At 71.3% G+C, this 17,650-nt stretch carries 19 protein-coding genes and 1 pseudogene; 8 read left to right on the forward strand and 12 right to left on the reverse strand.

Annotated features, from left to right (window positions below; genetic code table 11):
* The first annotated feature begins 145 nt into the window (after positions 1-145).
* On the forward strand, positions 146-3,505 hold the full coding sequence (locus tag LIU39_RS09445) for a S41 family peptidase (RefSeq protein ID WP_227046224.1): 3,360 nt from the start codon (positions 146-148) through the stop codon (positions 3,503-3,505).
* 55 nt (positions 3,506-3,560) lie between these two features.
* On the opposite strand, the gene LIU39_RS09450 is transcribed toward LIU39_RS09445, so the two are convergent.
* Genes LIU39_RS09450 through LIU39_RS09460 form a run of 3 tightly spaced genes read right to left on the reverse strand, consistent with a single transcriptional unit; the run spans position 3,561 to position 6,927 of the window.
* Positions 3,561-4,442, reverse strand: a complete 882-nt coding sequence (locus tag LIU39_RS09450) for an SDR family oxidoreductase (protein WP_227046156.1) — start codon at positions 4,440-4,442, stop codon at positions 3,561-3,563.
* Entirely contained in the window at positions 4,439-5,410 is a 972-nt protein-coding gene (locus tag LIU39_RS09455) for an alpha/beta fold hydrolase (protein WP_227046157.1), read from the reverse strand. The genes LIU39_RS09450 and LIU39_RS09455 overlap by 4 nt, the downstream gene beginning before the upstream one ends.
* Complete coding sequence (locus tag LIU39_RS09460) at positions 5,407-6,927, reverse strand: flavin-containing monooxygenase (protein WP_227046158.1); 1,521 nt, start codon at positions 6,925-6,927, stop codon at positions 5,407-5,409. The genes LIU39_RS09455 and LIU39_RS09460 overlap by 4 nt, the downstream gene beginning before the upstream one ends.
* A gap of 217 nt (positions 6,928-7,144) precedes the next feature.
* Here LIU39_RS09460 and LIU39_RS09465 point away from each other — a divergent pair, with 217 nt between their 5' ends.
* A complete protein-coding gene (locus LIU39_RS09465) occupies positions 7,145-7,882 on the forward strand; it encodes a MerR family transcriptional regulator (protein ID WP_227046225.1) in 738 nt (245 codons plus the stop codon).
* Positions 7,883-7,890: 8 nt separating this feature from the next.
* Here LIU39_RS09465 and LIU39_RS09470 read toward each other — a convergent pair whose 3' ends face one another.
* The 3 genes from LIU39_RS09470 to LIU39_RS09480 form a co-directional block, all read right to left on the reverse strand.
* Positions 7,891-9,069 (reverse strand): methyltransferase domain-containing protein, encoded by a 1,179-nt coding sequence (locus LIU39_RS09470; RefSeq protein WP_227046159.1) that lies wholly within the window; start codon positions 9,067-9,069, stop codon positions 7,891-7,893.
* A 158-nt stretch (positions 9,070-9,227) separates the two neighbouring features.
* Positions 9,228-9,479, reverse strand: coding sequence for a hypothetical protein (locus tag LIU39_RS09475; protein ID WP_227046161.1), 252 nt, complete (start codon positions 9,477-9,479; stop codon positions 9,228-9,230).
* 425 nt (positions 9,480-9,904) lie between these two features.
* Positions 9,905-10,117 carry a hypothetical protein gene (locus tag LIU39_RS09480; RefSeq protein WP_227046163.1) on the reverse strand — a complete coding sequence of 71 codons (213 nt, stop codon included), beginning with the start codon at positions 10,115-10,117 and terminating at the stop codon, positions 9,905-9,907.
* A gap of 221 nt (positions 10,118-10,338) precedes the next feature.
* Here LIU39_RS09480 and LIU39_RS09485 point away from each other — a divergent pair, with 221 nt between their 5' ends.
* From LIU39_RS09485 to LIU39_RS09495, 3 genes are all read left to right on the forward strand, one after another.
* A complete protein-coding gene (locus LIU39_RS09485) occupies positions 10,339-11,142 on the forward strand; it encodes a helix-turn-helix domain-containing protein (RefSeq protein WP_227046165.1) in 804 nt (267 codons plus the stop codon).
* Positions 11,139-11,357, forward strand: coding sequence for a DUF397 domain-containing protein (locus tag LIU39_RS09490; protein ID WP_227046166.1), 219 nt, complete (start codon positions 11,139-11,141; stop codon positions 11,355-11,357). Before LIU39_RS09485 ends, LIU39_RS09490 begins: the two co-directional genes overlap by 4 nt.
* Positions 11,358-11,484: 127 nt before the next feature.
* Positions 11,485-11,922 carry a hypothetical protein gene (locus LIU39_RS09495; RefSeq protein WP_227046167.1) on the forward strand — a complete coding sequence of 146 codons (438 nt, stop codon included), beginning with the start codon at positions 11,485-11,487 and terminating at the stop codon, positions 11,920-11,922.
* On the opposite strand, the gene LIU39_RS35510 is transcribed toward LIU39_RS09495, so the two are convergent.
* The 6 genes and pseudogenes from LIU39_RS35510 to LIU39_RS09510 form a co-directional block, all read right to left on the reverse strand.
* Positions 11,910-12,335, reverse strand: coding sequence for a DUF6879 family protein (locus LIU39_RS35510; RefSeq protein ID WP_372463832.1), 426 nt, complete (start codon positions 12,333-12,335; stop codon positions 11,910-11,912). The two genes, LIU39_RS09495 and LIU39_RS35510, sit on opposite strands and share 13 nt — an antisense overlap.
* The gene (locus tag LIU39_RS34865; protein WP_264482574.1) at positions 12,322-12,444 is read right to left on the reverse strand and encodes a hypothetical protein; all 123 of its coding nucleotides are present in this window, start codon (positions 12,442-12,444) and stop codon (positions 12,322-12,324) included. Before LIU39_RS34865 ends, LIU39_RS35510 begins: the two co-directional genes overlap by 14 nt.
* Positions 12,445-12,637: 193 nt before the next feature.
* Positions 12,638-12,736 (reverse strand): annotated as a pseudogene (locus LIU39_RS35515) (exodeoxyribonuclease III); the annotation flags it as partial.
* Positions 12,737-12,875: 139 nt separating this feature from the next.
* Positions 12,876-13,451 (reverse strand): hypothetical protein, encoded by a 576-nt coding sequence (locus LIU39_RS09500; RefSeq protein WP_227046168.1) that lies wholly within the window; start codon positions 13,449-13,451, stop codon positions 12,876-12,878.
* Between the two features lie 29 nt (positions 13,452-13,480).
* Positions 13,481-13,933 (reverse strand): helix-turn-helix domain-containing protein, encoded by a 453-nt coding sequence (locus tag LIU39_RS09505; RefSeq protein WP_227046170.1) that lies wholly within the window; start codon positions 13,931-13,933, stop codon positions 13,481-13,483.
* Between the two features lie 144 nt (positions 13,934-14,077).
* The gene (locus tag LIU39_RS09510) at positions 14,078-14,554 is read right to left on the reverse strand and encodes an NUDIX hydrolase (RefSeq protein ID WP_227046173.1); all 477 of its coding nucleotides are present in this window, start codon (positions 14,552-14,554) and stop codon (positions 14,078-14,080) included.
* Positions 14,555-14,724: 170 nt separating this feature from the next.
* Here LIU39_RS09510 and LIU39_RS09515 point away from each other — a divergent pair, with 170 nt between their 5' ends.
* Genes LIU39_RS09515 through LIU39_RS09525 form a run of 3 tightly spaced genes read left to right on the forward strand, consistent with a single transcriptional unit; the run spans position 14,725 to position 17,650 of the window.
* Positions 14,725-16,128, forward strand: coding sequence for a TauD/TfdA family dioxygenase (locus tag LIU39_RS09515; RefSeq protein ID WP_227046175.1), 1,404 nt, complete (start codon positions 14,725-14,727; stop codon positions 16,126-16,128).
* Complete coding sequence (locus LIU39_RS09520) at positions 16,125-16,763, forward strand: hypothetical protein (RefSeq protein ID WP_227046176.1); 639 nt, start codon at positions 16,125-16,127, stop codon at positions 16,761-16,763. The genes LIU39_RS09515 and LIU39_RS09520 overlap by 4 nt, the downstream gene beginning before the upstream one ends.
* Positions 16,739-17,650 carry a protein kinase domain-containing protein gene (locus LIU39_RS09525; RefSeq protein WP_227046177.1) on the forward strand — a complete coding sequence of 304 codons (912 nt, stop codon included), beginning with the start codon at positions 16,739-16,741 and terminating at the stop codon, positions 17,648-17,650. The genes LIU39_RS09520 and LIU39_RS09525 overlap by 25 nt, the downstream gene beginning before the upstream one ends.

The following is a 17,650-nucleotide window of genomic DNA, read 5'->3' on the forward strand; positions in this document are numbered from 1 at the left end:
CGCGGCCGGAAGCGTGCGGCGGGGTGCGGGCCGAGTTGCCGCGCCCCGCCCGCGCCGAAACGATGGGTGGGTGAGCGACGCACGCGAGGCCGTCGGGCCGCACTCGGAGCCGAATCCCGCGAGACCTCCCGGACGGCTGCGCAGAATGCCCGCGCCACCGGGCCCGCCGCCCCCGTCGTATCTGCGGTATCCGCATCTGCACGGCGACATGGTCTGTTTCGCCGCCGAGGACGACCTGTGGGTGGCGCCGGTCGCGGCGGACGGCGCGCGGCCGGAGCGGGCCTGGCGGCTGACCGTGGACCGTACCCGGGTCGGCCACCCGCGCTTCTCGCCCGACGGCCGGCACATCGCGTTCACCACCTGGCGCAGCCTCGACCCCGAGGTGCATCTGGCGCCGGTCGACGGCGGTCCTGCGCGGCGGCTGACGTACTGGGGCAGCACGGACACCAGGGTGTGCGGCTGGACGCCGCCCGACGAGGACGGCAATGCACAGATCCTGGCGGTCTCCTCGCACGGTCAGCCGTTCTCGTACTACTCGTGGGCGTACAGCCTGCCGCCGGACGGCAGTCCTGGCGGGCGGCTGCCGTGGGGCCCGGTGTCCGACATCGCCGTCGCGGACTTCGACGGGGAGCGGCGCACGCTGCTGCTGAGCGGCAAGCCGCCGCACGAGCCGGCCGCATGGAAGCGATACCGGGGCGGCGCGATGGGCCGGATGTGGCTGCACGGCACCCGGCTGATGCCGGATCTGCGGGGGCATCTCGACGCGGTGATGTTCGTCGGCGGCCGGATCGCCTTCCTCTCCGACCACGAGGGTGTCGGCAACGTCTACTCCTGCCTGCCGGACAGCACGGACCTGCGGCGGCACACCGACCACGGCGACTTCTACGCCCGGCACGCCTCGACCGACGGCGCGCGCATCGTCTACCAGTGCGCGGGCGACCTCTGGCTGATCGACGACCTGGGCCCGCAGGCGCTGCCGCGGAAGCTGGCGGTGCGGCTCGGCGGCCCGCGCGCCGGGCGCCGTACATACCAGGTGCCGGCCGCCTCGCACGTCACCTCGCTCGCGGTGGACACGACCGGGCGGGCCAGCGCGGTCGGGGTCCGCGGCAGCCTGTACTGGCTCACGCACCGCGACGGCCCGGCCCGCGCCCTGTACGACGTGCCCGGTGTCCGGGTCAGGCTGCCGGAGATGCTGGGGTCCAGCGGCCGGATCGCGTACGTCACCGACGCGGAGGGCGACGACGCGATCGAGATCGCCGGGCTGCCCCGGGCCAGCGGGGTGGGTGAGCCGCGCAGGCTGGCGGCCGGGGAGCTGGGCCGGGTCCAGGAGATGGTCGCGTCGCCGGACGGCGAGCGGGTCGCGGTGGCCTCGCACGACGGCAGGCTGCTGCTGGTGGACGTGACGCGGCCGGAGGACCGGGAGGAGGGCGCCGGGGCGGGCGCTGCGGAGGAGGCCGGTGCGGGTGTCGGTGAGGAGGCGGGCGAGGAGGTCGGCGAGCTGGTCCGGTCCACGAACGGGCCGGTGCGCGATCTGGCGTTCTCGCCGGACTCGCGGTGGCTGACCTGGTCGCATCCGGGCATCGGCAGGTCGCTGCGGCAGATCAGGATGGCGAAGCTGTCGGACCGGACGATCGTGGACGTCACCAACGGGCGCTTCGAGGACGAGCAGCCGGTCTTCACCCGCGACGGCCGCTATCTGGCGTTCCTGTCCTGGCGGGGGTTCGACCCGGTCTACGACGTGCACACCGGCGACCTGTCGTTCCCGCTGGGCTGCCGCCCGTACCTGGTGCCGCTGTCGTCGGCGACGCCCTCGCCGTTCGCGCTGTCGCCGGAGGGCCGGCCTGCCGCCGGCGGCCTGGATCCGGCGGAGAACCCGCCGGTGGGTGAGGGGCAGGTGCTGGTCGAGGTGGAGGGGCTGCCCGAGCGGGTCACGCCCTTTCCGGTCGCCGCGTCCAAGTACTCCTCGCTCTGCCCGGTCAGCGGCGGCGGCCTGGTGTGGCTGCGCTGGCCGATCTCCGGGGCGCTGGGCGAGACGTTCGCCAACCCGGACAACACCTCGGGCCAGCCGACCCTGGAGCACTTCGACCTGACGAAGGCCCGGCGCACCGAACTCACCAGCTCCCTGGACTCGTTCGCGCTCAGCGGCGACGGTTCCCGGCTGGTCGTCAACGACGAGGGCGAGCTGCGTGCGGTGCCCGCGACCGAGCCGCCGGACAGTGACACGACGGTCTACCTGGACCCGCGGCGGATCCTGCACGAGGTGCATCCCGAGGCGGAGTGGCGGCAGGCGTTCGAGGAGGCGGGCCGGATCGTCCGGGCGTACTTCTGGGATCCGAAGATGTGCGGGATCGACTGGGACGCGGTGCTGACGCAGTACCGTCCGCTGCTCGAACGGGTCGCGTCGCCGGACGAGTTCGCGGATCTGCTGCGGGAGGTCCTGGGCGAGCTGGGCACCTCGCACGCGTACGTGGTCGGCGCCCGGCGCAACGAGGGGCCGCCGCACTACCAGCGCGCCATGGGCCTGCTCGGCGCCAACCTCGTGCCACGGGACGGGCGTTGGGTGGTCAAGCGGATCCTGCCCGGTGACTCGTCGGACTCCAAGGCCCGTTCGCCGCTGGCCGGTACCGGCATCCGCGAGGGCGCCGCGCTCACGCATGTGGACGGCCGCCGGGTCGACCCGGTGAGCGGCCCGTATCCGCTGCTGGCGGCGACCGGCGGCACCACCGTCGAGCTGACCTTCACCCCCGCCGAGGGCTCGGGCCCGCCGCGCCGGGTCGCGGTGGTGCCGCTGGTCGACGAGCGGCCGCTGCGCTACCAGGACTGGGTGGCCAAACGGCGGGAAGTGGTACGGGAGTTGAGCGGCGGAAAATGCGGCTATCTGCACATCCCCGACATGGGCGGCTCGGGCTGGGCGCAGTTCAACCGCGACCTGCGGATGGAGATGTCGCGGCCCGCGCTGATCGTGGACGTACGGGGCAACGCGGGCGGCAACATCTCCGAGCTGGTCATCGAGAAGCTGACCCGGACCATCATGGGCTGGGATCTGACCCGCGACGCCCAGCCGGTGTCGTACACCAGCAACGCGCCGCGCGGCCCGGTCGTCGCGGTCGCCGACGAAATGACCTCGTCCGACGGTGACATGATCACCGCGGCGTTCAAGCTCCAGGGCATCGGCCCGGTGGTCGGGATGCGCACCTGGGGCGGGGTGGTCGGGATGACCGGCAGGCACCGGCTCGGGGACGGCACCGCGATCACGGTGCCGATGAACGCCGCCTGGTTCAAGGTGTTCGGCTGGGGCGTGGAGAACCACGGTGTCGAGGTGGACATCGAGGCGCTGCGCTCGCCGCTGCACTGGGCCGAGGGCCGGCACCCGCAGCTCGGCGTCGCGGTCCGCACCGCGCTCGACCTGCTGGAGCGGCATCCCGCCGCGTCCCCGCCCGACCTCGCGGACGTGCCCGACCTGCGGCGGCCCGAACTCCCGCCGCGCCGTGCCGACATGACGTAGGACGCGCCGGGAAGGGCGCGCCCGGTTGCGCTCGGGCACGCCCTTCCGTCCCCCCTTACCGGTCCGCGCGTGCCTTCTCGTCGGCCTCGCCGCCCGCGCCGACCAGGCCGATCCGCATCCCGTCGACCCGGTCGCCGAAGCGCCGCATCTCGCGCTGCCCGGCCGTCCCGATGACCGTCGGCAGATACCCGCGGACCGACTGCATCCCGCGCAGCCACCACTGCCCGTAGACGTGCGCGGAGCGCCGCGCGATGCCGTCCACGATCCGGTCGACGGCCGGGCCCAGCGGGTACGTCTTGTTGGAGGGCCAGGGCAGCCGGGAGCGCAGTTCGCGCATGACGTCGTCCTGGTCGGCGCCGCGCACCATGTCGGTGTCGGTCCAGCTCAGGTAGCCGACGCCGACCCGTACACCCTTGTGGCCGACCTCGGCGCGCAGGCTGTGCGCGAAGGCTTCGACTCCCGACTTGGACGCGCAGTACGCGGTCATCATCGGGGCCGGGGTGATCGCGGCGAGCGAGGCGATCTGGAGGAAGTAGCCGCGGGACTCCATCAGGACGGGCAGGAAGGCCCGCCCGGTGACCGCGCCGCCGATGAGGTTGACCTCGATGACCCGCCTCCAGGCGACCGGGTCGGAGTCCACGAACGGTCCGCCGGTGGCCACTCCGGCGTTGGCGACGACCGCGTCAACCTTCCCGAAGCGCGCCTTGACCTGGCTCGCGACCTGCGCCATCGCCTCGTGGTCGGTGACGTCGGCGTACCAGTGGTGGGCCGGGCCGTGCAGCGAGGCGGCGACCTCGCGCAGCGCGTCCGGCTCCAGGCCGACCAGCGCCAGGGTGGCGCCGCGCGCGGACAGTTTGCGGGCCAGCAGTTCGCCGACCCCGCGCGCGGCTCCGGTGACGACGACGACCTGGCCTTCCAGGTTCCTGCGTGCGCTCATGCCGCCTTCTCCTTCTTCTGACGCTTCTGCTGCGACGGTGGCCGGTCGGCGGCGGACTGTGCCGTCAGGTGGCCCGCGACGAGTTCCCGCAGCCGCCCGGACACCGCTCCGGCGTCCTCCAGGGGCACCATGTGGCCGAGCCCCGGCAGCTCGGTCACGCCGCGGCAGTCGGGCAGCACGGAGGCGAGCCGGCGGGCGTGCACGAGCGGGGTGAGCCGGTCGGCGGTGCCGATGACGACGGCGGTGGGCAGCTCCAACCGGGCGGCGCCGCCGGTCAGTTCGAGGCCGTACAGGACGCGGCCCCAGCGGGAGCGCACGGCGGGCGGGCAGGCGTGCACGATGCGGGCGCACGCCTCGATCTGCTCGGCTGACGCGCCGGCGCCCATCGTGGCGTAGCGCAGGGTCCGCCTGGTGAGCGCGCTGACGGGCCCGAGAGGGGCGCGGGAGGCCAGCATCAGCTTGTGGGCGCGGCGGCGGCCCGCGGGGGTGCGCAGCGGGATCACCCGGGACTCGGCGGGCAGGTCGGCGCTGCCGGTGCTGCACAGCAGGGCGGCGGCGGCCCGCTCGCGGAACACGGACCGGTCGGCGGCGGCCATGATCGTCATGCCGCCCATGGAGTGCCCGCCGACGACGGCGCGTTCGCCTGGCTCCAGCGTGGCGTCGAGGACGGCGGCGAGGTCGTCGGCGAGCGCGCGGGTGCCGTAGCCGCCGGGGCCGACGGCGGGGGTGCGGCCGTGGCCGCGCAGGTCGTACAGGATCACCTTGTGGTCGTCGGCGAGGTCACGGACGACCGGTGCCCAGAAGGCGGTGGAGCAGGTCCAGCCGTGTACGAGGACGACGGCGGGGGCGTCGTCGGGCCCGTGGATCTCGGTGTGCAGCCGGGCTCCGTCGGAGGAGGGCACGGTCAGCGTGCGGCGCGGGGCGGGCGGGGCGTACGGTCCGCCGGTGGCGTGTCCGGGGCGGCTCATGCGGCGACCTCCTCGGTCGTTGCGGGGGTGCGCCGCCCGGCCGGGGGACGCAGCAGTTCGTACTCGGCGAGGTCGACCTGCCGGGTGACCTTCTTGAACTCGGCCGTGGTGCCGGGCCAGGCGGTGGTGTTGCGTCCGTTGGCGTCGAGGTACCAGCTGTCGCAGCCGCCGGTGTTCCACACCGTGCGCTCCATCCGCTTCTGTATGCGGCGGGTCCAGTCGGCGACGGCTTCGGGGCGGGCGTCGAGCGCGATCCGGCCGCCGAGTACGTCGAGTTGGCGGAGGTAGTCGGCCATGTAGGTCAGCTGGGCCTCGATCATGAGGATCATCGAGCTGTTCCCGAGGCCGGTGTTGGGGCCGATGATGGTGAGGAAGTTGGGGAAGCCGGCCGCGCTGGCACCGCGCAGCGCCTCCATGCCGTCCTTCCACTCCTCGGCGAGTGTGGTGCCGCGGGCGCCGGTGACGCGGTGTCCGATCGGCATGTCCGTGACGTGGAAGCCGGTGCCGAAGATGATCGCGTCGGCCTCCGTCCGGCTCCCGTCCGAGCCGATCAGGGTGTTGCCCCGCACCTCCTTCAGACCGGCCGCGATCACGTCCACATTCGGCTGGGCGAGCGCCGGGTAGTACGTGTTGGAGAGCAGGATGCGCTTGCAGCCGATGCGGTAGTCCGGGCTGAGCTTGGCGCGCAGCTCGGGGTCCTTGACGGCCTTCTTCATGTGGGCGCGGCCCAGCACTTCGATCAGGCCCAGTTCGTCGGGCCGCTTGGTGAAGGCGCTGACCTGGAGTTCCCTGATGCCCCAGAGCAGGCCGCGGCGGGCCGCGCGGGTGGCGGGGATCCTGGTGTGCAGCCACTGCTCGGCCGCGGTGATCTTGCGGTCGGCGCGCGGCAGGACCCAGGCGGGGGTGCGCTGGAAGAGGCTGAGGCGGCCCACGTCGGGCTGGATGGCGGGCACGATCTGGATGGCCGACGCGCCGGTGCCGATCATCGCGACCCGCTTGCCGCGCAGGTCGTGGTCGTGGTCCCAGCGCGCGGAGTGGAAGACCTTGCCGGGGAACGTGTCGATGCCGGGGATGTCCGGGATCTTCGGGTCGGACAGCGGCCCGGTCGCCGAGACGACCACATCGGCCACCAGCGGCCCGCTCGCCGTCCCGATCTCCCACCACAGGTCCTCGTTGCTCCACCGCAGGCTCTGCACCTCGGAGTGGAAGCGCAGGTGCGGGCGGAGCCCGAAGGTGTCGGTGACGTGCTCCAGGTACGCGCGGATGTGCGGCTGCCCGGAGAAGTTCCGTGGCCACCGGGGGTTGGGCGCGAAGGAGAACGAGTACAGATGCGAGGGCACGTCGCAGGCGCACCCCGGATAGCTGTTGTCCCGCCAGGTTCCGCCCACCGATCCGGCCCGTTCCAGGACCACGAAGTCGGTGATTCCCTGGCGCCGCAGCCGGACGGCCGCCCCCAGACCGCCGAATCCCGATCCGATCACCGCCACACGCACATGCTCCCGCTCGCGCTCGGCCATGCCGCCGCCTCCCGAGGTCGCTCCGTGTCCGTCCCCATCGCGCCAGCAATCACTGGCACGATTGGAGAGTAGGGCAGCGCCGTACTGAGCGGTAGGGGTCGCGGGGTGGGAAGTTACCGCCGGTTGCACTCGGATCGGCCGAACGTCACCCGCATAGGGTGAACGCGTGGCTGCGAACGAGAACCCGCACGAAGTGCCCAAGGACCGCGAATTCCGGATGGCCGAACTGGCCGACGAAGCCGGCATCACCGTCCGTACGCTGCGCTTCTACCGCGAGCGCAAGCTCATCCCCGCCCCGCGCCGCGAGGGCCGCATCGCCTGGTACAACGAGCACCACCTCGCCCGCCTGCGCACCATCGCCGCCCTCCTCGACCGCGGCCACACCCTCGGCGGCATCGCCGAACTCCTCTCCGCCTTCGAGAGCGGCCGGGACGTCGGCGAACTCCTCGGCCTGGAGCAGACCTTCGTCTCCCCCTGGTCCGACGAGACCCCGGTCCGCCTCACCCCCGAGGCCCTGGCCGACCACTTCCGCGACGACGTCACCGCCGAAAACCTCGCCGCCTCCCTCGACATCGGCTACATAGCCGTCGACGGCGACGAGTTCGTCCACATCAGCCGCCGCCTGCTGGACGCCTCCACCGCCCTCGTCGCCAAGGGCGTCCCCCTGGCCGACGTCCTGGAAGCGGGCCGCGCCGTCCGCACCCATGCCGACGCCATCGCCGGCATCTTCACCACCCTCATCCGCACCTACCTCCTCACCGACCCCCCGAACCCCACCGCCCAAGCCCCCCTCACCCCCCACGACACCGACCGCATCACCCACACCATCGAAGAACTCCGCCCCGTCTCCGAGGCCGTGGTCGACGCAGAACTCGCCATGGCCATGGACCGTCGCATCCGCGCAGAACTGGAGGCTTGGGTAGGCGGCGACGGCGGGCGGGAGGGAGCGCCGTAGGCCGGGCCTCACAACGGCCACGCACGGCCCGGATCGTCCAGCCACGCCGCCTCGCCACCGCCGGACACCGTCAGCCCGAACCGGTCGTGCCCAGGCCGCCCGTTCTCCGTCCACCAGCGGAACGCGGCCTCCGCCTCGTCCCACAGCCGCCGCGGCCCGTGCTGCCAGACCCGGGCGGTGCCGCCGTCCCGGAACATGCAGCATGCCCAGGAGCGGTCGGCAAGGCCGTAGAACCACACCGGCCGGGCGCCCTCGCGCTTCTCGGCCAGGACGCGCAGGCAATCCGGTACGCGCAGGCCCAGCGCGAACTGCTGGGGGCCGGACCGCTCCCCGATGAACTCCGCTTCCGTGAGGCGCGCGGAGGTCTCGGCACCGTCGGCCACGCTGCCGGTGACGTACGCGGAATGCACCACGGGCGGCAGGCGCTGAGCACGCAGCTTCATGAATTCCACCGGCCCGGTGAACCGCCCCGAAGCGCTCAGCCCGTCCTCCGCGACCCGCAGCCGGGCCACCGCGTCACCGTTGCCGAAGTGCGTCCCCCACGGAGCGACGACGAGCCCGCCCGGACGGCACTGCTCGATCCAGGCCCACGGGACGCGCCGGATGCCGCACGTGGCCACGACGCGATGGAAGGGCGCGCCCGGCGGATACCCCTCGGCCCCGTCACCGTGCACGACCGACGCACCACAGCCGAACGCCGCCAGCCTCGCCCGCGCCGCCCCGGCCACCGCCCCGTCCACCTCCACCGTGACGACCCGGCCCCGCCCGGCCCTGCGGCTCAGGAGGGCGGCGTTCCACCCCGTGCCCGTACCGATCTCCAGCACCTTGTGCCCCGGCCGCAGGTCCAGGTCCTGAAGCATCCGGAAGACCACGCTGGGCATGGACGCGGAACTGGTGGGCACCTCGCCCGGCCCCGGGCCGTCATGCGCGCCGTCGTCCCACTGAACGGTGACGGGGCAGTCGGAATCCACGTACGCCTGCCACACCTCCGGGTCGTCCGTACGGGAGACGGCCACGCTGCGGCCGCCCGCCATGTCGTAGGGCCAGATGCGATCGGGCAGAAACGCACCCCGCGGCACCGCCGCGTACGCACCCGCCCAGTCAGGAGACAGCGCGCCGCCCGCCATCAGCGCACGCCCCCACTCCGTACGCCCGAAGGCGCCTTCCCTGCACACGCTGCCACTCATGGCGAAACGCCCTCCTCCACCGGCCCCTGTCGGCCTTGACCGGCCTTCGCCAGCCTTCTCCGCTCTTCGCGTTCTTACGTGCCCGGCCGCCCCGCTGTCCGCCCGCGATCCCCCAACTCCCCCTAATGAGCTACCAGTTCCACCACTCCGAACCCCCTCTACGGCCCACCCGGCACCGGCATGTGCGGCGGCCAGACATTGACGGCGTTGGTGATCAGCCGGGCGGTCGCCGCGCTGAAGGGCCGGTGGATGCGGACGCACGGCATCCGCCCGTCCGGCTCGGCTGCCCAGACGTTGACCGCATACCCGTGCGCCGCCAGCGCGCCCGCCAACTCCCGCGCCGCAAAGGCACCTTGCCGGTAGCCGGGCGATCCGGACCCCCGCACGTCCGGGGCTGCGGCGCGGCACATCCGGCGCGAATGACCGCGGCGAGACGACGAGCGGCAGCGGCATGCACCGCCCCCAGCGGCAGCCAGCCGGTGGGCAGCGGCATCACGACGGCACCGATGCCCGGCCAGTCCAGACGCGCATCATCGGCCGCCTGAAGCAGTTCACGAAGGGCGTCGGATGCGGGGACCTGATCCACCGAATCAGCCATGGGCAGCATCACGCTCCCGCCACACTCCGGCACCCGGTACCACCCCGTGATCACACCGGGCGATCTCGACATTCCTGTCCACGGCCGCCGACAGATCGCCCCGCCCGCGCGCCTCGTCCCGTAACCGAACGCGAGCCAGGCAAGGGCCACAACTCCCGTCCACCACCGGGTCCTTGAGCGGAAACGGATCACCGGTCGGCTCGAAAGGCAACCCCTGCCTCCGCTCCCCCGCGCCCGTCACGCCACCACCCCGCCCGTCGCCTCCGCACCCCGGACACCGGCCGCTTCCCTCTCGGCCCGCGTCGCCAGCCGCAGCGCGACGGGATCGGCCTCCCACTCCGTACCGCCACCCGGCCCCCGCAGTGCGACCCGTTGACCGAATTCGCCCATCACCTGACCGAGCCGCCCGCTGACGCTGTCGATCACCCATGTGCCTTCGCGATAGGTCATCGCACCTCCCTCGCTCCCTGTGCTGCACCTGCTTGTGCACAAGTAACGAGACGAACCCGGGCACCGGAAAGGGGAATCGGCACCCGACCTGCGCTTTGGGTGTTCTGGCATATGCGTACACATGTGACCGTGCGAAACATTTCCACCACAGTGAGTGACCAGTTCGATGGTCAGGGGGCAAAATGAGTGACCAGCACGACGCGCCGGGGAGCGCGGAGGCCGTGGAGGACCCGCGCCGGGTGTTCGCCGAAGAGTGCCGCAACGACCGGGAGTTGTACCCGGAGCGGCGCCTGAACCAGACCCAGCTGGCAAAGATGGCGCGAGTCTCCAAGAGCACGATCTCCCGAGTGGAAGCAGGCACCAGCCCGATCCCACCGGAACTGCCCGCACTCCTGGACCAGGTGTTCAAGACGGATGGGAAGTACAAGCGGCTGTACGCGGACATCACGGCGCAATCGTTCGCGATGCACTCACGGAGGCGGATCGAGCTGGAGCCGAAGGCCCTGAGCATCACGGAGTGGTCGCCGACGGTCGTGCCCGGACTCTTGCAGACCCCCGGCTACGCGCGAGCCGTTCTCCGCGGTGGTAATCCCCGGGCCAGCGAGAAGGAGCTGGCAGAGAAGGTGAACAGCCGAATCGCCCGGCAGAGGATCCTGGAGGGAAGCGCGCCGCCCGACTTCTCCGTCGTCCTGTGCGAGTCGGTCATCCGGCGGACGGTCGGAGGCAATGAGGTGATGCGGGAGCAGTTGGCAGCCCTCCTGGCCCAAGGCTCTCGCCCGACGATAGTGCTCCAGGTGCTTCCCCTCGACGCGGGCGCACACGGTCTGGTGGACGGCTCCATGTCGATCCTGACCACCACGGAAGGCCCGCCCATCGCGTACGCGGAAGGCGTTCGCTCGGGCGCCGTCATCGAGGAATCGGCAGAGCTGCGGCAGCTTTCGTGGTTCTACAATGTCCTTACCGCATCAGCACTTTCGCGCGACGCGTCAGCCCAGATGATCCGCAAGTCCATGGAGGCACTGTGACCCCGCCCGTGAACTACTCCTGGATCAAGTCCAGCTACAGCAGCGCGGACAACGGCAACTGCCTGGAATGGGCTCCCACTTCCATTTCCGCCACCGGCGCGGTCCCGATCCGGGTCCGGGACAGCAAGACCCCCGACGGCCCCACCCTCTCCTTCCCCGCCGCCTCCTTCGCGGGCTTCATCGCCGGCGTCAAGGCGGGCGAGTTCCCCGCGTAAGCAGCACGGCACCCAGCCATTAGCCCCGTGTTAGCGACGCAACAGCGGTGACCGACAGGCTTACTCCTGTTCGCACCGATCACCCGGCGCCGACCGGCCGGGTGGCACTCGCCAAAGGGGAACGTCCATGTACCGCTCCACCGCACGCCGGGCCGGCCGCCTCGCCACCGCTTCGCTGCTCGCCGTCGCCGCCGTCGGACTGACCGCCGCCGTCAGCAACGCCGCCACCGCCCCGGCCACGCCCGCCGCGCACACCTCGGCCGTCGCCCACGGCGTCAGTGGCACCTGGCACGGCACCCTGAAGTACCTCGCCCCGGGCAAGATGACGGTCGCCCCGAAGTCCGGTGCCGAGCAGGGCTTCTACGTCGGCCCGCACACCAAGGTGCTGGGCGCCGCGGCGATCTGCTCGTCCGACGGAAGCGTCACCATCGACAAGCAGGGCTACGGCACCTCGAAGTGCACCGAGGCGCAGCTGACGAAGGCCGCGAAGACAAACAGCGTCCGGATCCGCGTCACGGTCAAGAACGGCGTGGCCACCACGGTCGCCGAGCACTACCACCCCTGATCGGGCAGGGGCCGGGGGCGGCCCTGATCCGATGCACGGGGGCGGAGGAGCGCAACGGCACGCGGCACCGTGGTGGGTGAAGCCGCGTGCCGTTGCCAGGGGCGGCACAGCACGAAAGCCTCTGAGAATTCCGAAAGCCCTTGTGGATACCGACCGTTCGCCCGTGGGGTCCGCACCGGGCGAGAGGCGAGAACGGCGGCGCCCGGGTCACCTCGCGTCCCGGACTTCCCGAGTTCCGTCATGGACCGTACCCAGGGGTTGTCACTCGGGTCGGGCGGCATGGGCTTCCCGGCCAGGAACGCCTCGAACTCTCCCCGTTCCTCTTCCACGTCGTGGACGCTGAGAGTCTCCAGCCGAAAGGCGGTGTGCCGGAAGGTTCCGAAGATCCGGCCGAACGCTTCACCGTCGAGCATGGAAGTACTCCTCCAGGACAGCTGCGGGAACCATTACAGCCGTCTCCCCCTCGGGCAGGTCGAGTTGTTCCAGTCGCGCCACGTCGGTGATGACATGCCCCTGGGCCACGTAATGATCGGAGTCCTCGGTACCCCATAAGGTCGGGCACGTACCGTTCTTGCAGTCCGGTTCACCGGAGAGTTTCCGAAGCATCCTCACCCCTCGTCGCCTCGTCTGTCGCGTTCGATGCCGGCGACACAGCGGCTACGGGTTCAAGGACTACGGCTTTCCGGAACGGGAAAGGGCAGCTGCCCCCTCCACCTCAGATCTCGTAAACCACCGTAACCGGCGCATGTTCGCTCCACCGCTCCTCGTGTCCGCCACAGCCCTTCAACGGCACACCAGGTGTGGCCACATGGAGACCCCCACCGGCAGGGAAGGGGAACCGGTGGGGCTCTGCTCTGCTCGACCCCATTCGCGGGCTGAGCTTTCAGGACGCTGCTCCACCCGGCACGCCGAGGTGTTGTCGCTCGGCGCCCTCAGCCGGCCCGGAACACGGCTCAGGCAGCCATCTCGCTCCGTATCTGCTCCAGAGACTGCGAGGCCGCGGCATGCAGAGCGGGCAGCCGGGTTCCCGCGGTACGCGTGATCCGTTGGAGCTGATGGGGCAGGCGCTGCGTGGCCGCCTCTCGGATCGCGCTGCCCAGCGACTCGGCGGCGCCGCCGCGGTCGTCGGCAAGCAGCTGGACGTGAGCGACGGTGATCAGCTCGATGACACGCCACTGCGGGGCCACGCCCGTCGTAGGCGCCGGGCTCTGCTCCACCAGCCGCATGGCCACGTCCGTTCGTCCTGTGGAGACGAGACCGCGCAGACGGATCTCGTGGAGCGAGAAGGGGTTGAACAGGCTGGTGTGGTCGACGCGGGAGAGCAGGTCGTCGGTCTCCCGCATCACGCGGTCGAAGAGCCGGCCGTTGCGCAATGCGCCGGCCGCACGGGCGAGGAGTGGCAGAGCGGCGGCTCGGGCGGTGTCGTTGGGCGCGGTGGCCGCGGCGCGGCACAGTCGCTGGACGGCCGCTCCCCGCAGGCTGGCCTTGCGCAGCTCGTTACCGTGCATGCGCAGCGCGTACGAGGTCATGCCCGGGTCCTGGAAGTACTCGGCAATGTTCAGGCTCTTGGCCGTCCAGTGGGCGCCGTGGCGAGACGCTCCTCGGGCAGCACGTTTCCCAGGGCGACGCCGAGGCCCACACGAGCCCGGGCGAGTAGGTACAGCACGTCTCGCTCGGTGTGGCCGTCATCGATGCGGGCTTCGAGCCGGGCGACGAGCGGCCACAGTTCGGCGACAGCCTCGGAGGCGTGGCCGGACTGGCGGGCGATCTCGGCGAGCCGGACGGTGGACTCCCCGAACTGCAGCATCGCCTGGTGGTCCGTATCGGCGGGGTCGGTGATCCCCAGGACGTGCGGCGGCAGTTGCAGAGCTGCGCAGATGCGGCGGCGGGAGCCGACGTCGTCGAGGGCGCGCTTCCCCAGTTCGAGGGCGGAGATGTAGGTCTTGTCGTAACCGAGGAGGTCGCCGAGGGAGGTCTGGTTGATGCCGTGCACCCGCCGGTAGAACCGCATGATGGCAGCCAGATCCCGCGTGGCGAGGATGAGTTGGGCCTGCGGGGTCGCCCAGTGCCACTGGGCGTGTCGGGCTGAGGGCCGGGGCGTCGGGGTCCGGCTCGTTTCCGTTCGCTGCACGATCTCGCCCCCGGCCGTCGTCGACTACATCCGCTCGGAGTCGTCCAGGTCTGACGGGTCCGCGTGCCTGCGGCCGAACCAGGCGGCGATGGCCTGTTTGTAGCCGTCGGGCATGTTCAGCCCGGACACCTCGTCGGCGGCGAACATGCCGAGCTGCTTGTGCTCGTGGCTGACGACCGGCGGCCGGTCGGGGGTCAGCACGGCGCAGCCGTAGGTGACGATCAGCACTCTCCGCCCGGGGATCGGCTGGTAGATCCACGTCCCACCACCGATCAGCGGGCCGGCCTCCACCTCCCAGCCGGTCTCCTCCTGGATCTCCCGTTCCAGCGCGGCCTCGGGACTGGCGTCCGTCGGTACGGCGCCGTCCGCACTGCCGATCTCCAGGCGGCCGCCGGGCAGCTCCCATTCGTCGCGCTCGTTCTTCAGCAGCAGTACGCGGTCCCGCCCGTCGAGCGCGACGCCCTTCACGGAGACGGGCCAGAGCGGCGGCATGTAGGTCATGTCGGTCCTCGTGTCCTGCGGTATGCGGCCCGGGCTTTCGGAACGTAGCACGCATCACCCAACCCGCCTCCGCCGCGAGCGATTTGCCCGAGTCGACAATCAGTCGCTTTACCCCGAGAGCCCCGGATCCCCACCCTGATCACACCTGCCCCGATCGAAGGAGTACGGCGATGCGCGATGCCACAACAGGCTGCGAGACGTTCTTCGCTGACCACTACGTCACCATCCGTGCCCCGCACGCCGACGACGTGCTCGCCGCCCAGCTTCGCGAGACCGGCCTCGTCACCGTCGACGGACTCCGGACCCGGAACGAGGTCCTGATGTTCGCCACACGGCTGATGGCCGTCACACCGCACCCGCACAGCGCACCGGATGGTCTGACCCTGATCCGCGACACGGGCAGCCATGCCCACCGTGCGGGCTTCGCCGGACTCGGCAGCGGCGAACTGCCGGCGCACACAGAACGATCCGGCGTCCCCAAGCCGCCACGCCTGATGCTCCTGGTGTGCCTGCGCCCCGCGCCCAGGGGCGGTGACGTCCTCCTCGCCGACGGGCGCGATGTCCACGACCTGCTCGTGGGCAGGTGCCGAGAAGCAGCCGTCATGTTGGCCCAGCCCCGTACCGCGCACTTCGGGGCCGGGGCCGGCCACACCACCCAGGTCCTCACCGCCCACGCCGACGGACGGATCTCCATACGGCTGCGCCAGGACGGACTGGCCCGGTGGAGTCCCCTCGCCCGGCCGTACCTCGCCCGCCTGCGCGGCGCCGTCGCCGACAGCCGGCGCCGCATCACCCTCCGGGCCGGGCAGGGTTATCTGCTCGACAACCATCGCTGGCTCCATGCCCGCACCCCCTTCTCCGGAGACCGGCAACTGCTACGCGCACTTGGTGAGCCGCACTTCGCCCTCCCCGAGGGGTTCGCCCCGCATCCACACTCCCCGGCCACCCCGTCGCCCCTGTTGGCGAGGGTAATGAGCGTGACCGACACCAGGCCATGGGCTGTCCTGCGGCAGAGCGCAAGGCATCGCGCCCGGCCGAACCGCCCCCTGCCGCAGAGCGTACGACCGCCGCCGGTTGCTTGGACGAACGCAGCCGGAGGCGCCAGGGCGACATCGAAAGTTCGTCAGCACCACTCGAATCAACAAGAGGAGCACGAAATGAGCACCACACAGACCCCGGAACGCGTCGAACTGGCCAAATTCTTCACGGTGAGCGCCCAGCAGTTGGAGACCGGCCGCCCCGCGCCACAGATGTTCTGCCCCGTCATCGACGCCGAATGGCACCGCCTGCTGCACACCGCCGAGTACGCCGAGTTCAGCGCCCGGCACGCCGGGCAGATGCTCGGGCACATGAGCAGCCACGGGAACGGCCGGATCTCCTGGACCTCTGGGTACGAGGAGAGGTACGGATCGCTGCCGGAGATCTGGTTCACCGGCAGTGACGGCCAGGTCGACGAGAACCGACTCACCCACTACCGGGAGACCGGTGAAGTGGTCGCCGAATGGGACTGTTCCCCCGCCCCTGGCGATGGCGGCGATGGTGTCCCGAAGCGGCGCAAGGTCACCGCGTCGTGACCGCCCTGCACGCCGACGGAGCGCTCCGGCCTACGGCTGGGGCGCTCCGCCTCATCGAGGAACGCGCCGTCAGGCCGAAGACGGTGGACGTCGCCGGCTACGTTCGCGCGGTGTCGGCACACTGTCCGTATCTGGCGCCGTCGATGGCGCGGGGGCTGACGGGGTGGACGGTGTACGAAATCGCTGGAGATGCGGAGTCGGCCGAGGCCGAGGTGTTCCACGCCGGTGTGCAAGCCGCGGAATGGGTACGGCCGTTGACGACCCGGTCGCACGGCGCGCTTGTGTGCGAGAACATCGTTCTCCTCGGCGGTGACGGGGTCGGCCCTGGCGAGCTGATGGCCTGGCCACACTGGGCGTTGAAGAACCTGTACGGGCCGGTTGGGCTGATGTTCGGAAAATTCTGGGCGGGCGAGCAGGGCAGCAACCGCTACGGCCGCAGTATCCCGGCACCCCCGTTTTCGTTCCTCCCCGTGCGGGTGGCTGTACGCCCTCGCGATCCGCGACGATTTCTGAGCCGGACACCGGAGCTTGCCGTCGCCGTGGCGCGTGCGGTGGACGATGGACGCGAGGTGTTCAGGGACCTCTCGCAGGACTGGAAGGTGGTACGCCCATGGGCGAAACAGCTCCTGACCTGACGGCGCCTCCACACGAGGCAACAGACCTTCTGTCCGAACGGTTCGGCTCTCCTGTCACCGCTGATCTGCTCAGCGACCGGCGCGGTTCCAGGGCCTGGAAGGTGACCACACCGGCCATGCGTCTGGCGCTCAAGGCCAACGCACCCGGCAGCGACGATGCCCGGGACAAGGCCGCGGGAAGGGACCAGGAAAACCGCCACCTCATCCGCCTGACGCAGGCGGGCGCCATCGACTCCGCCTACCGGATCGACGCCGGCCCGTGGGAAAGCGGCCGATGGCTTGCCGTGCGATGGATCGAAGGCGTCCCACTGTGGCGCGCCCTGGCCCTCACCCGCGGCCCGGAGGGAAACCGCCCCTCCGTGCGTCCCTGGCTGCTGGGCATCACCCGGACCTGGGCCCGGCGTCTGGACGCCCTGCACGCTGCCGGATGGGCACACGCCGACGTGCAGCCCACCAATACCCTCGTCACCCTCGTCGATTCAGGCGAAGTGCACCTGATCGACTACGCGCTGGCGTGCGGCCCCGAAGAAGCCGAACGACTGCCGTACCGGGGCGCGCTCACCCACACCACCGCCCCCGAAGTCGCCGAAGCCCTCTTGTCCACCAGCGATGACACGCACGTCCGCGTCCAGCCACCGGCCGATATCTGGGGCCTGGGAGCCTCGTTGTTCTGGTGCTGGACCGGGCGTCGCCCCGTGGCGTACGAGGGGGAAGCAGACCGCACGGCCAAGCTCCAGGCCATCGCGCAAGGCCACACCGTCCCGCTCGAAGACGCCCGGCCGTGGCCCTTCCCCACGTTCGAGAACCTCATCGCCGCATGCCTGGCCCCTGACCCCGACCGGCGACCTTCCGCCACCGAGGTGGCTGCCCTGCTTACGGAGGCCTGA

The organism is Streptomyces pinistramenti, assembly GCF_020564935.1.
Classification (GTDB): Bacteria; Actinomycetota; Actinomycetes; order Streptomycetales; family Streptomycetaceae; genus Streptomyces; species Streptomyces pinistramenti.